The sequence below is a fragment of the Sphaerisporangium sp. TRM90804 genome (assembly GCF_029846175.1).
Taxonomy (GTDB): Bacteria; Actinomycetota; Actinomycetes; order Streptosporangiales; family Streptosporangiaceae; genus Sphaerisporangium.
Window position 1 is genome coordinate 333,515 of the sequence record NZ_JARWAC010000001.1, and the last position, 13,330, is coordinate 346,844.

A 13,330-nucleotide genomic window follows, 5' to 3' on the forward strand; every position below is an offset into this window, starting at 1 on the left:
AGATCATGGTGCCTTCGGCGCCGCCCCCCGGGCGACACTCGCCTGCCTCCAACCGCTCATCCCGCAACTCGGTGCAGAACCCGGTGACGCCACGGAATCATGGGTGGCTTCGCTGACACACCGCAGGAGAGGGGATATCGAGCTGGAACGCCATTACAAGCGGGTATGCGAGGCATTCGATGACCGGCGGGTCGAGATCGTCGACGGCAGAATCGTGATCAGGGAGGGGGCCAGCCTTGTTCACAATCAGGTGATCTTCCGGCTGCTCCGGCAGATCCTCATCTTCGCCGACGACCGCGGGTGGACCGCGTGCAACGACATCAAGCTCTTCCTCGGCCCGCGGATCGACCGCTACCGGCCCGACCTCACCGTCGTACCGGAGAAGCCTCGCATGTGGGACGCCGAGAACGTATACGGCGAGGACACCCTGTTGGTGGCCGAGGTGGTGTCACCCAGCTCCCGCAGGGACGACCACCTGCTGAAACCGCGCACCTGCGCCCTGGCCGGCGTACCGCTCCACCTCGTGCTCGACCCCCTCGACAGAACCGCCCGCCTGCTCAGCAGCCCCGGTCCTCACGGCTACACCCAGGAGACAGCCGTGGCGTTGGGCGAGTCCCTCATGCTGCCGCAACCATGGGACCTCGAGATCGACACCGGGCGGTTGCTCGACTGACCACCACGGCGTCTTCGGCGCCGCCCCCGGGGCGGCACTCACCCTGCCTGCGCGACGGGCGTCGCCGGATGAGAGAGGGGCGCCCCTGAAAGGCTGCGCCGAAGGCACCATTTTCTGGGGCGGTTTGCTTTCGGGAGGCCTACGCGGCGTCCTTGGCCAGGGCGGCGCGGATCTTGTGGGCGTAGGACTCGGCTTCCTGCTGGTCGTCGTACTTGGTGCGGGGCCAGAAGAAGCCGCGCAGGCCGTCCTTGCGGTTGCGGGGGACGACGTGGGTGTGCAGGTGCGGGACGCTCTGGCTGATCCGGTTGTTGATGGCCACGAAGGTGCCGGCGGCGTCCAGGCCGGTCTCGACGGCGCGGGCCATGGCCTGGACGCGGGTGAAGTACGGGCCCACGGCCTCGGCGGGGAGGTCGGTGAGGGTCTCCGCGTGGGCGCGGGGGACGACGAGGACGTGGCCCTTGAAGACCGGGCGGGTGTCCAGGAAGGCGGTCACCTCGTCGTCGGCGTGGACGATGGTCGCGGGGAGCGAGCCGGCGGCGATCTCGCAGAACAGGCAGGTGGCGTCCGGGGTCACCAGCCGACCTTAGCGGCACCGGGCGGCGGCGCGCCGCCGGGCGGTCACCAGCCGAGCTTCATGGCTCCCGAGAGCAGGGCGCGGGCGATGACCATGCGCTGGACGTCGTTGGTGCCCTCGCCGATGGCCATCAGGGGAGCGTCGCGGTAGAGGCGCTCCACGACGAACTCCTGGGAGTAGCCGTAGCCGCCGTGGACGCGCATGGACTCCATCGTCGCCCGCAGCGCCACCTCGGAGGCGAAGTACTTGGCCATCGCGGCCTCGGCGTTCACCGCGCCGGCCTGGGAGCGGGTGGCGGCCCAGTAGGTGAGCAGGCGGGCCGCCTGGATGTCGGTGGCCATGTCGGCCAGTTTGAGCTGGATCGCCTGGAAGTCGGCGATCGGCCGTCCGAAGGCCTGGCGGTCGCGGGAGTAGTTCAGCGCGGACTCGTAGGCGCACTGGGACACCCCGACCGCGCGGGCCGCGATGTTGACGCGCCCGAGTTCGAGCGCCGACAGCACCTGCTGCATGCCGCGCCCCTCGGTGCCGCCCAGCAGCGCCGAGGCGGGCACCCGGACGGCGTCGAAGACTACCTCGCAGGTCTCGGGGCCCTTGTAGCCGAGCTTGGGCAGGTCGCGGCTGACGGTGAAGCCCGCCGCCGCGTCCACCAGCAGCACCGACATCCCCTTGTGCGGCGGCTCGGCGGCCGAGGTCTTCACCAGCACCGGCAGCGGGTCGGCGTGCCGGGCGTTGGTGATCCACGTCTTGGTGCCGTGGATCACGTACTCGTCGCCGTCCCGGACGGCCCGGGTCTGGATGCCCTGCAGGTCGGTGCCGGCGCCGGGCTCGGTGAGCGCGATGCCGGTGCGGCGGGCGCCGGTGGCCAGGGCGGGCAGGTACGTCTCCCGCTGCTCCTCGGTGCCGTAGCGGGCGATCATCCAGGCGGACAGGGTGTGGGAGCCGAGGATGCCGGCCACGCCCATCCACCCCCGGGCGATCTCCTCGAAGACCAGGGCGAAGGACACGCGGTCGAGGTCGAGGCCGCCGTACCGCTCGGGGATGGTGATGCCGAACAGGCCGAGCCGCCGGAAGCCCTCGACGATCTCCTCGGGGTAGCGCCCCTCGCGCTCCCAGTCGGACGCGACGGGGACGATCTCCCGGTCGACGAACTCGCGCAGCGTCTGACGGAACAGGAGCTGGTCCTCGTTCAGCTCGAAATCCATGGGCGTCCGATCTAGAGGGGGCCGGACCTGGCCTCGGGGAAGTGGTGCTTGTCGTGCGGGGCGTCCCGCTTGTAGACCATGACGGACCTGCGCCACGACATGACCTCGTCGCCGTCCTGGTTGAGCCCGCGCGTGCGGCAGGTGACGATGCCGGCGTAGGGCCGCGACCCGGACTCGCGGGCCGCCAGCACGATCGACTCCGCGTACAGGGTGTCGCCCACGAACACCGGGTGGGTGAGCTTGATCTCGTCCCATCCCAGGTTCATCAGCGCGTTCTGGCTGATGTCGATCACCGACAGGCCGAGGACGATCGCCACCGTCAGGCCGGAGTTGACGATGATCCTGCCGACCGGGGCGCCGGCGGCGTAGTGGGCGTTGAAGTGGTTCTGGTTGGTGTTCATCGTCAGCAGCGTGAACCAGGTGTTGTCGGCCTCGCCGATCGTGCGGCCGAGCGGGTGCCGGTAGACGTCCCCGACGGTGAAGTCCTCGTAGTAGCGCCCGATGCGGGCCTCGTACACGGTCACGTCCCACCCCCTTCCCTCATTGAACACGATCAAGGGCGGGCGGGCCCTCGGGGTGGGCGGGGACGTGCCCGGCAGAAGGCGCAAAGCATGTGCTAAGACGTGACTAGCAGAAGAGCGGGCCAGGGGCAGGGCCCGCGGCACTCCCCAGGGACCGAAGGACGATCTTGACGATGAGCATCGGCGGCGACGCCGCTCCCCTCTCCGCGTACGGCCTCGACGAGCTGCGGGAGCGGCGCAGCGCCAAGTGGCGCCACTACCCGCCGGACGTGCTGCCGCTGTGGGTCGCGGAGATGGACACGCCGCTCGCCGAGCCGATCTCCCGCGCGCTGGGCGAGGCGATCGCGCGCGGGGACACCGGGTATCCGACCCCGGCGGGCCTGCCCGAGGCGTTCGCCGGGTTCGCCGCCCGCCGGTACGGCTGGCAGGCCGACCCGGCGAGCATGCGGCTGGTGCCCGACGTGATGGCCGGGGTCGTGGAGGTGCTGCACCAGGTCACCCGCCCCGGGGACCGGGTCGTGATCAACACCCCGGCGTACCCGCCGTACTTCTACTGGCTGCCGCGCATCGGCCGCGAGGTCGTCCAGAGCCCGCTGGCCCTGACCGCCGACGGCTTCCGGCTCGACCTCGACGCGCTGGAGCGCGACTTCGCCGCCGGGGCCGGGGCGTTCCTGCTGTGCAACCCGCACAACCCCACGGGCCTGGTGTTCTCCGAGGAGGAGCTGCTGGCCGTCGCCGCGCTGGCCGACCGGTACGGGGTCCGGGTGGTGTCGGACGAGATCCACGCGCCGCTGGTCTTCCCGGGCGCCCGCCACGTGCCGTTCGCCGCCCTGGACGCCGAGTCGGCGGCCCGGTCGGTGCTGCTGGTGTCGGCGTCCAAGGCGTGGAACCTGGCCGGGCTGAAGGCCGCGCTCGCGGTGCCGGGCCCGGCCGCCGGGGCCGACGTCGCCGCCATCGACGGCGAGGTCAGCGAGGGTGCCGGCCTGCTCGGAGTGATCGCCTCGGAGGCCGCGTTCGCCGGCGGGGAGCCGTGGCTCGAAGAGCTGATGACCGGGCTCACCGCCAACCGCGACCTGCTGGGCGACCTGCTCGCCGAGCACCTGCCCGCCACCGGTTACCAGCCGCCGCAGGCGACCTACCTGGCCTGGCTGGACTTCCGCGCCCTCGGCATCGGCGACGACCCCGCCGAGTGGTTCCTGCGCCGCGGCGGCGTCGCCCTGTACTCGGGCCTGAAGTTCGGCCCCCCCGGCACCGGCTTCGCCCGCTTCAACTTCGCCACCGCCCCCGAACGGGTGACCGAGGCGATCGAACGCATGGCCGCCTCCTGCGACCGCGACGGCGGCCCCGCGCTCCCCTGACGGTCAGGTGTCTATGAAGGCGGGGGGGACCATCACTCGCAGGCCGTTGGGGATGGTGCGGATTCTCAAGGGGGTGCTGAGGCGGACTTCGCCGTCCACGTCGGCCGACAGGGTGGGTTCGGTTTCCAGGAGCATCTCGCCGCCGGTGACGAAGGGGCCGCCGGCCAGGCTGCGCCAGCGGCCGCTGGTGGCGCGGATCAGGGTCTCGGCCACCAGGCGCAGGCGCTTGCCGGAGCCGAGCTGGTAGGCGACCAGGCGGCGGTTGTCGATGCTGATGTCGCGGGCGATCTGCCAGCCGCCGTGGTAGCGGCCGTTGGCGATGTTGAGCTGGTGGGTCAGCAGCTCGTGGCGGCGGCCGTCGACGGTGATGAAGGCGCGGAACGGCTTGTGCTTGGGCAGGACGGTGAGCGCGGTCAGGGGGTAGGCCGCGCGGCCGAGGGCGCGCTTGAGCCACGGCTTGACGGTGCCGGCCACCTGGACCGAGACGCCGAAGCTGGCGAGGTTGGCGAAGGGGCGGTCGTCGGCCATGCCGAGGTCGATGTCGGCGACCTTGCCCTGGCTGAACACCTTGACCGCCAGGGCCAGGTCGAGCGGCAGGCCGAGGCTCCTGGCGAAGTTGTTGGTGGTGCCCAGGGGCAGCACGCCGAGGGCGACGTCGCGGTGGGCGACGTGCTTGACGGCCTCGCTGAGGCTGCCGTCGCCGCCGCCGACGACCAGGAGGTCGGGCTGAAGGTCGAGCGCCTCGTCGATCACCTGGGGCAGCTTGGAGGGGTCGGTCACCGCGTACGTGCGCAGCGGCCGGAAGCCGTCGGCCTGGAGGAGCCGCAGCGCCTCGAAGTAGCGGTGGCGTCCCCGGCGGGACCTGGTGTTGACCACCAGCACCGCCCTGCGAAGGTCGCGGATCGCCTTCGTGTGCTCCGCCTTGCTCCGCAACTCGCTCACCGATCACCCATCCCCGTCAAAGGTCTAGGGGACATGGTATGAGGTAGCGGAAAGCGTGCGGGACGGGTACGGCGGTGCCGTACCCGTCCCGCGGGTCCTTCGGGTCACCCGGGTGACCCGGAGATCACTTCTTGGGCGGGGTCACGTGGACGATCACGCCGAGGTTGCCGGGAAGCGGCGTCACCAGCTTGATCTTCGTGCCCAGTTGCTTGCCCTCGTCGCCGGGGTTGCCGGTGCCGAGGGTGAAGCCGTTGACCGTCTCGCCGTACAGGTCGGTGGCGGGGCTGCCGTCGGGGTTGACGACCCGCACCGAGTACTGCTGGTTGCCCTTGGACGGCACGACCACCGAGGCGTCGCGGAGCCGGTAGTAGAGGCCGTCCTCACGGCTCTCCAGGCCCGGGTACCACGTCTTGGCGTCCGTGAAGTCCTTCACCGGGTTCTGCGGGGAGAACTGCGTGCAGTACTGGGTGAACGGCGCGCCCTCCAGGCACTCCTTGAAGGCGTACGTCTTGCCGAAGCCGAAGGCCGCGTTGGACGACTGCGGGCGGGACGGGATGTTCTTCGTGACGCTGGGGTCCACCGCGGCCGCCTCGCCGGTGCGGCGCAGCGGGTCGAAGTGGGAGTCCACCAGCAGGAGCTGGCCCTTGGAGCCGGCCGAGGGCAGCGACCAGATGTTCGTGGCCGGGTTGTTGTAGCCGAGCGAGGTGTCGCGCAGCCAGAGGAGCAGGCCGGGGGCGTTGTAGGACAGCTTCTCGACCTTCCAGGCCCCGTCGCGGAGCCAGGTGGTGTCGTAGGTGTACTTCAGGCCCTTGTCGTAGCCGTCGAAGTTGCGCCACTCGGCCAGGTAGTACTGCGCGCTCTTGAGGGAGCCGCTGTGCCGGACCCAGCCCGCACCCGAGGTGTCGGTCCAGGTGCCGCGCGCCGCGGTCCAGCCGGCGTCGCCGGACTCGACGTCGTCGCTCCAGACCGTGGTGGCGCCGCTGGTGACCGAGAAGTCGTCGGCGAACCAGCCGCGCTCGTTGGCGGCGGCGTCGGTGGCGTACCGCAGCCGCAGCTTGACCGAGGCGCCCGCGAACGGCGCCAGGTCGACGTAGTAGTGCTGCCAGCCGCCGGAGTCGCCGGTCAGGCCGTACTTCTTGTTGCCGTAGTCCTGCATGCGGTTGTTGGGGTCGGCGTAGTCGTCGTCGGTGGAGACGAGCGTGCCGTCCTCGCCGTAGACCTTCTGCTCGGACCAGGTGGCGCCGCCGTCGGTCGAGACCTCGACGAAGCCGTAGTCCCAGTCGGCCTCGATCGTGTAGTCGTTCCAGAAGCGGAACTTGGTGTCGGCGCCGGCCGGGACCGCGATGTCGCGGGTGAGCTTGACGTCGGCCCAGTCCTGGTCGTTGCTGGACCACCACACGTTCGCGCCGCTGTGCGGCGTGGTGAGCGTGACGTCCTTGTCGGGCAGGTTGATCCGCAGGCCGTCCTCGGTGAGCTTCGGCGTGCGGGAGGTCTGTCCGATGGTCACGAGCTTGGCCGCGTCACCGGGGTTGAGGACCTTCGGGTTCGCCCAGCCGAGCACCCACTTGTCCCAGATGCCCATGTGGGTGGGCAGCGACTGGAAGATCGGGCCGGAGTGGGAGCCGGTCGACATCAGGTCCCAGAACTCCACGTCGCTGTCGCCGGCGCCCGTGGCGTCGTACAGGTCGGGCAGGCCCAGGTCGTGGCCGTACTCGTGCGCGAAGACGCCGACGCCGGAGTCCTCGGGCTGCACGATGTAGTTGGAGATCTTCACGGTGTTGCCGGGAACGGTGTACCCGCCGGCCACCGCGCTGGAGTGGGCCCAGATCGCGTACGGGCCCTCGGCGCCGCCGCCTCCGGACTTGTCCTCACCCGCGTGCACGAGCACCAGGTGGTCCACCACGCCGTCGGGCTCCAGGACGTTGCCGTCACCGTCGGCGTCGCCGGTGTCCTCAAGGTCGTAGTCGGCCCAGGGGAAGGACGGGTCCTGCGCGGCCAGCACGTTGACGGCGTCGATGGCGAGCTGCCCGGGGCCGCGGGGGTTGTCGGGGTGACCCGACATGTCCTGCGGGGCCGCGCCACACCTGCCGGCGCCGTACCACGCCTCGGAGTGCGGCATCTTCAGCCAGCCGATGGCCGCGCCGTCGACGGTGTAGGCGCCCTTGGACATCTCCTCGTACATGTTCTTCATGGTCGAGCCGGAGATGTCGATGCCGGGCTTGCCGTCGCGCGGGTCCTTCAGGTCCTTGCGGACGCGGGTGGTGATGCCCTCCTTGGAGTAGAGCATCTTGTTGAAGTGGGCGGTGTTGAAGTCCGGCACCCACATCGAGTTGTTGTCCTTGCCGCCGCCCGCCGCGGTGGCCGGATCGGGGATGTTGTTGTGCAGCGGGCCGTTCAGCAGCGTGCCGGGCGGCTCGGTGACACAGACCGAGGTGTCCTCGGTGCTCACCGGACGGTTGAATCCGGAGAAGTCGTCGTTGGCGTTCTCGTTGAACTCCAGCAGCAGGGTGAGCAGCTTCGCCTGCTGGGTGGTCTTCGACTTCTTGTAGATGAAGTCGAAGGGGTTCTTGCCCGTGCGGGCCGCCATACGCTCACGCTTGGTGAGCTCGCGCGCGGCGACCGGATAGCCGAGGCCGAACTTGTGGTCGAACTCCTCGGCGGTGGGGGCCTTGGGACCACGCTTGGCCGCACCGGTGTCCACCTTCTCCTCAGCCTTGGAGGAGGTGTCGCTCTGCGCCCTGGGGGGAGCGTAGTTGATGTAGTAGTCGCTCGCCTTCGGCGTGTACCTGGCCACCGTGGTGTCCCCGGGCGCCGCTGCGCCCGTGACCGCGAGGCCCGCCGCCGCCAGTCCCAGGACCGGAAGCACCGCGACGAGACGCCTGACTCTGCGTGACAACAGGGGTTCCTCCCTCACCCGGGTTCTCCGGGCGACGTCCAGGGGACGTCCGTAATGGAACGCCCCACAATCGGCAAACCGGACGTTAGAGGAAAAAGTAAAGAGTAGGTAAAGGCTACTCAGAGTGTTGCTGAATCGTCATCGAGTCGAGTCGGGTCATCAATCGACAACTCGGCATTTCGGGCGGAAGAACGTACAGTCGCAGGCGTGACCCGTCTCGCCGACCTCGTCGAACAGCTGCCCGACGGACGCGTTCTCACCGATCCGGACGTCGCCGCCTCCTACTCGCGCGACCAGACGTTCCTCGTCCCGGGCAAGCCCCTGGGCGTCGTCGCCGCCGAGACCCGCGACGACGTCGTGACCACCATGCGGTGGGCCACCGAGCACCGGGTGCCGGTGGTGCCCCGGGGAGCCGGCACCGGCCTGGCGGGCGGGGCCACCGCCGTCGACGGCTGCGTCATGCTGTCGCTGGCGCGCATGACCGCCGTCCGCGAGCTGTCGCCCGCCGACGAGATCGCCGTCGTCGAGCCCGGCGTGATCACGGCCGACCTCGACCGCGCCGCCCGCGAGCACGGGCTGATGTACGCCCCCGACCCGTCCTCGTACGAGATCTCCACCATCGGCGGCAACCTCGCCACCAACGCCGGCGGGCTGCGGTGCGTCAAGTACGGCGTGACCCGCGACTCGACGCTCGGCCTGGAGGTCGTGCTCGCCGACGGCCGGGTGCTGAGGACCGGGCGCCGCACCATGAAGGGCGTGACCGGCTACGACCTCACCGGCCTGTTCGTCGGGTCGGAGGGCACGCTGGGCGTCATCACCTCGGCGACCCTTCGGCTGCGCCGGGCTCCGGCGGTGCCGCCGGCCACCGTCGCCGCGGAGTTCCCGTCCCTGCGGGCGGCCGGGGACGCCGTCGCGGCGATCATCGCCTCCGGGTGCCAGCCGTCGCTGCTGGAGCTGATGGACCGCAACACGCTCAAGGCGATCGACGACTGGAAGAACATCGGGCTGGAGCCCGGGGTGCAGGCCATGCTCATCGGGCAGGCCGAGGGGAGCCTGCCCGGCAACGCCGAGGCCATGGCGCGGCTGTGCGAGCAGAACGGGGCGAGCTTCGTCGCGGTGTCCACCAGCCCCGAGGAGACCGAGGAGCTGATCGGCATCCGGCGGCTGGCGTACAACGCCAAGGAGCGGCTGGGCGCGTGCCTGGTCGAGGACGTCTGCGTGCCCCGCTCGGCGCTGCCCGACATGATCAGCGCGGTGGAGGCGGCGGCCGTCCGGCACGACACCCTGATCTGCACGGTGGCGCACGCGGGGGACGGCAACCTGCACCCGGTGTTCGTCTTCGACCGCGGCCTGCCCGAGCCGCCGCCGAACGTCTGGGCGGCGGCCGACGAGGTGTTCCGCGCGGCGCTCGCCCTGGGCGGCACGCTGACCGGCGAGCACGGCGTCGGCGTGCTCAAGCGCCGCTGGCTCGACCTGGAGTCCGGCCCCCTGGTGGACGAGGTCCAGCGCGGCATCAAGCAGGTCTTCGACCCGCTGGGCATCCTCAACCCCGGCAAGGCGATCTGACCCCCCGCACGGGTGGCCGGGTGACTCGTGTGGCCTGCGGCATCGGGTATCCCACTGATAGCGTTCATGCACACAAGTCGTGCTATGTCAGGTAATCGCGGGCTCATCGGAGGGTCGCAGTGACGCAGGCTCTCATCGATGACGACCCACGCCGCCTGGGCGTCTTCGAGGTGCTCGGACGGCTGGGCGAGGGAGCCCAGGGCGTCGTGTACCTCGGACGCTCCCCCGCGGGCGAGCCGGTCGCGATCAAGCTGCTGCACGCGCGCCTGTCCGCCGACGCCGACGCGCGCGCCCGCTTCCTGCTGGAGGTGTCGGTCGCCCAGCGGGTGGCGCGGTTCTGCACCGCCTCGGTGCTGCACGCCGACCTGGTGGGCAACCAGCCGTTCATCGTCAGCGAGTACGTGCCCGGGCCCTCGCTGCGCGAACTGGTCGACCGGGAGGGCCCGCGCCGCGGCGCCGCCCTCGACCGGCTCGCGGTGAGCACGGCGACCGCGCTGGCGGCGATCCACCGGGCGGGCATCCTGCACCGCGACTTCAAGCCGGCCAACGTCCTGATGGGCCCCGAGGGCCCGGTCGTGATCGACTTCGGCATCGCCAGGGCGCTGGACACGCCGGGCGCCACCGTCACGGGCGACACCCTGGGCACCCCCTCCTACCTGGCGCCCGAGCAGCTCTCCGGAGCGCAGGCGACGGCGGCGGTCGACGTGTTCGCCTGGGGCGTCACCATGGTCTTCGCCGCCACGGGCACCCCCGCGTTCGGGGCCGACTCCATCCCGGCGGTGATCAACCGCATCCTCAACGGGGAGCCCGACCTGCGCGTGCTGGAGGGCGGCCTGCGCGAGGTGGTGGCCGCGAGCCTGGCCAAGGACCCCGCGGCCCGGCCCTCCGCCGACGACCTGGCCGCCCACCTGCTGGGCCACCGCGCCGTCCCCGGCCCGCCGCCGCACCCGCCCGTCCCGGGCGCGGCCCCGGCGGCGCCGGGCGTCGCCCTGGCCGGTTCCGCCGCGACCGCGCCCGGCGGCGCCGGCGCCTCGCACGCGACCGGCCATCGCCGGCGGGGCGCGCGGCGCGAGCCGCCGGCGTGGCGGGCCGCCGCGATCCCGGTGGCCGCGGCGGTCGCGGCAGCCCTGGTGACCGGCGGGGTGCTGGTGTACACCCGCACGATGGCGCCGGCCGCCGTCCCGTCGGTCGCCGGCACGGCCAGCGTCGGGCCCCGGGCCGTCCCGCCCGCCGAGCAACCGGCCGGGCTGGTGACCTCGCCCTCCCCCACGCCGTCGCGGCCCAAGAAGACCAGGAGCGCCGCGCCCCGCAGGACGGCGTCCCCCACGGCCCCGCGCCCCACCGCGTCCCGCACTCCCGCGCGCACCGCCACGCCGAAGGCGACGCCGACGCCCCGACCCACCACCTCGCCCTCCCCGAAGCCGTCCCCCACCGCGACGCCCACCAAGAAGCCGACCGCGACGCCCAAGCCGACGGCCTCGGCCAAGCCGAACCCGTACACGGCGGCCCAGGTGTGCGGGAGCGGCTACAAGCCGGTCGACTCGCACTCGCTGGGCGGCCGGGCGACCGTGCACCTGATGTACAACGCCTCCGCGGGCCAGAACTGCGTGGTGACGCTCGCGCGGACGGTCGCCCCGCAGAAGGTCAAGATGAGCGCGGTGCTCCAGGTCAAGGGCGGTAAGACCGGTGGCGACACCGGTAGCTTCACCGCCTATGCCGGCCCCGTCCGGCTGCCCGCCAAGAAGGTCTGCGTGATCTGGGGCGGCTCCCACGGCGCCACCTCGTGGAAGAGCGGCTGGTCGCACTGCGGCTGACGTGCGCGCCCCGCACGCCCGGCGCCGCCGGGGTCTTCGCGCCCCGCCCGGCGGGGAAGGTCACCTACCCGGGGACGAGCGCGGCCGGCCGCGTTCCCGCCGCCGCCCCCCGGCCCGGGGCGCCGGGACGATGTACTACCTTCTGCCCCACGGCCACCGGCACCAGGGGGAGTGAGACGTGATCGACAGCAGGCTCGATCCCGCGAGCGCCGACCACCGGGCGAGACGGGCCGCCATGCTCGCGAAGCTGGCCGAGCTCGACGCCGAGCACGCCAAGGCGGTCGCCGGCGGCGGCCCCAAGTACGCCGACCGGCACCACCGGCGCGGCAAGCTGCTGGCCAGGGAACGCGTCGAGCTGCTCGTGGACCCCGACTCGCCGTTCCTGGAGCTGTCGCCGCTGGCCGCCTGGGGCACCGACTTCCCGGTCGGCGCCAGCGTGATCACCGGCATCGGGGTGATCGAGGGCGTCGAATGCGTGATCACCGCCAACGACCCGACGGTGCGCGGCGGGTCGTCCAACCCCTGGACGCTGCGCAAGACGCTGCGCGCGGCCGACATCGCGCTGGAGAACCGGCTGCCGCTGGTCAACCTGGTGGAGTCGGGCGGGGCCGACCTGCCCACCCAGAAGGAGATCTTCATCCCCGGCGGCAGGGTGTTCCGCGACCTGACCCGGCTGTCGGCGGCCGGGATCCCGACCGTCGCCCTGGTGTTCGGCAACTCCACGGCCGGCGGCGCGTACGTCCCGGGCATGAGCGACCACGTGGTCATGGTGCGGGAACGCGCCAAGGTGTTCCTGGGCGGCCCGCCGCTGGTCAAGATGGCCACCGGCGAGGAGTCCGACGACGAGTCGCTCGGCGGGGCCGAGATGCACGCCCGCGTCTCGGGGCTGGCCGACCACCTGGCCGCCGACGAGCACGACGCCCTGCGCATCGGCCGGCGCGTCGTCCGCGGCCTCAACCGGCGCAAGCCCGACCCCTACCGGGCCGTTCCCGCGCACGCCGTGCGGCCCCCGCTGTACGACGAGGAGGAGCTGCTGGGCATCGTCCCGGAGGACCTCAAGATCCCGTTCGACCCGCGCGAGGTGATCGCCCGCATCGCCGACGGCAGCGAGTTCGACGAGTTCAAGCCCCTGTACGGCGGCAGCCTGGTCACCGGGTGGGCCACGCTGCACGGGTATCCCGTCGGCGTGCTGGCCAACGCGCGCGGGGTGCTGTTCAGCGAGGAGGCGCAGAAGGCGGCGCAGTTCATCCAGCTCGCCGGCCAGGCGCGCACGCCTCTGGTCTTCCTGCAGAACACCACCGGCTACATGGTCGGCAAGGAGTACGAGCAGGGCGGCATCATCAAACACGGCGCCATGATGATCAACGCGGTGTCCAACTCCACCGTGCCGCACCTGACCGTCGTCATGGGCGCCTCCTACGGCGCGGGGAACTACGGCATGTGCGGGCGGGCGTACGGGCCGCGCTTCCTGTTCACCTGGCCCAGCGCCAAATCGGCGGTCATGGGCCCCGCGCAGCTCGCGGGCGTGCTGTCCATCGTCGGGCGCGCCTCGGCGCAGGCCCGCGGCCAGGTGTACGACGAGGAGGGCGACGCCGCCATGCGGCAGCTGGTCGAGGCCCAGATCGAGTCCGAGTCGCTGCCGTTCTTCCTGTCCGGGCGGCTGTACGACGACGGGGTGATCGACCCGCGCGACACGCGCACCGTCCTCGGCCTGTGCCTGTCGGCGATCGGCAACGCCCCCGACCCCGGGCCGGGCGGCTACGGCGTCTTCCGGATGTGAGGCC

The 13,330-nt window shown here is 71.7% G+C and carries 10 protein-coding genes; 5 read left to right on the top strand and 5 right to left on the bottom strand.

The window, feature by feature from the left end:
* Positions 1–103: 103 nt before the first annotated feature.
* Positions 104–673: a Uma2 family endonuclease gene (locus PYR91_RS01455; RefSeq protein WP_279777029.1), complete on the top strand. Its 570-nt coding sequence runs from the start codon at positions 104–106 to the stop codon at positions 671–673.
* Positions 674–812: 139 nt separating this feature from the next.
* On the opposite strand, the gene PYR91_RS01460 is transcribed toward PYR91_RS01455, so the two are convergent.
* Genes PYR91_RS01460 through PYR91_RS01470 form a run of 3 tightly spaced genes read right to left on the bottom strand, consistent with a single transcriptional unit; the run spans position 813 to position 2,973 of the window.
* Positions 813–1,247 (bottom strand): HIT family protein, encoded by a 435-nt coding sequence (locus PYR91_RS01460; protein ID WP_279777030.1) that lies wholly within the window; start codon positions 1,245–1,247, stop codon positions 813–815.
* Positions 1,248–1,291: 44 nt separating this feature from the next.
* Positions 1,292–2,449, bottom strand: a complete 1,158-nt coding sequence (locus tag PYR91_RS01465) for an acyl-CoA dehydrogenase family protein (protein WP_279777031.1) — start codon at positions 2,447–2,449, stop codon at positions 1,292–1,294.
* Positions 2,450–2,460: 11 nt separating this feature from the next.
* Positions 2,461–2,973: a MaoC family dehydratase gene (locus PYR91_RS01470; RefSeq protein ID WP_279777032.1), complete on the bottom strand. Its 513-nt coding sequence runs from the start codon at positions 2,971–2,973 to the stop codon at positions 2,461–2,463.
* A gap of 170 nt (positions 2,974–3,143) precedes the next feature.
* Between PYR91_RS01470 and PYR91_RS01475 the strand changes: the two genes are divergently transcribed.
* A complete protein-coding gene (locus PYR91_RS01475) occupies positions 3,144–4,328 on the top strand; it encodes a pyridoxal phosphate-dependent aminotransferase (RefSeq protein WP_279777033.1) in 1,185 nt (394 codons plus the stop codon).
* A gap of 3 nt (positions 4,329–4,331) precedes the next feature.
* On the opposite strand, the gene PYR91_RS01480 is transcribed toward PYR91_RS01475, so the two are convergent.
* Positions 4,332–5,270, bottom strand: a complete 939-nt coding sequence (locus PYR91_RS01480; protein WP_279777034.1) for a diacylglycerol kinase family protein — start codon at positions 5,268–5,270, stop codon at positions 4,332–4,334.
* Positions 5,271–5,394: 124 nt separating this feature from the next.
* A complete protein-coding gene (locus PYR91_RS01485) occupies positions 5,395–8,166 on the bottom strand; it encodes an immune inhibitor A domain-containing protein (RefSeq protein WP_279777035.1) in 2,772 nt (923 codons plus the stop codon).
* Between the two features lie 207 nt (positions 8,167–8,373).
* On the opposite strand from PYR91_RS01485, the gene PYR91_RS01490 reads away from it, so the two are divergent.
* The 3 genes from PYR91_RS01490 to PYR91_RS01500 all read left to right on the top strand — a co-directional run bounded on the left by PYR91_RS01490 (position 8,374) and on the right by PYR91_RS01500 (position 13,326).
* Entirely contained in the window at positions 8,374–9,732 is a 1,359-nt protein-coding gene (locus PYR91_RS01490; protein ID WP_279777036.1) for an FAD-linked oxidase C-terminal domain-containing protein, read from the top strand.
* Between the two features lie 119 nt (positions 9,733–9,851).
* Positions 9,852–11,546 carry a serine/threonine-protein kinase gene (locus PYR91_RS01495; RefSeq protein ID WP_279777037.1) on the top strand — a complete coding sequence of 565 codons (1,695 nt, stop codon included), beginning with the start codon at positions 9,852–9,854 and terminating at the stop codon, positions 11,544–11,546.
* 235 nt (positions 11,547–11,781) lie between these two features.
* The gene (locus PYR91_RS01500; RefSeq protein ID WP_279777097.1) at positions 11,782–13,326 is read left to right on the top strand and encodes a carboxyl transferase domain-containing protein; all 1,545 of its coding nucleotides are present in this window, start codon (positions 11,782–11,784) and stop codon (positions 13,324–13,326) included.
* Positions 13,327–13,330: the final 4 nt, after the last annotated feature.

What these genes read in the sequence shown, in the direction of transcription:
- PYR91_RS01475 (WP_279777033.1), top strand. Translation starts at nt 3,144, where the DNA reads ATGAGCATCGGCGGCGACGCCGCTCCCCTCTCCGCGTACGGCCTCGAC.
- PYR91_RS01500 (WP_279777097.1), top strand. Translation starts at nt 11,782, where the DNA reads ATGCTCGCGAAGCTGGCCGAGCTCGACGCCGAGCACGCCAAGGCGGTC.
- PYR91_RS01465 (WP_279777031.1), bottom strand. Translation starts at nt 2,449, where the DNA reads ATGGATTTCGAGCTGAACGAGGACCAGCTCCTGTTCCGTCAGACGCTG.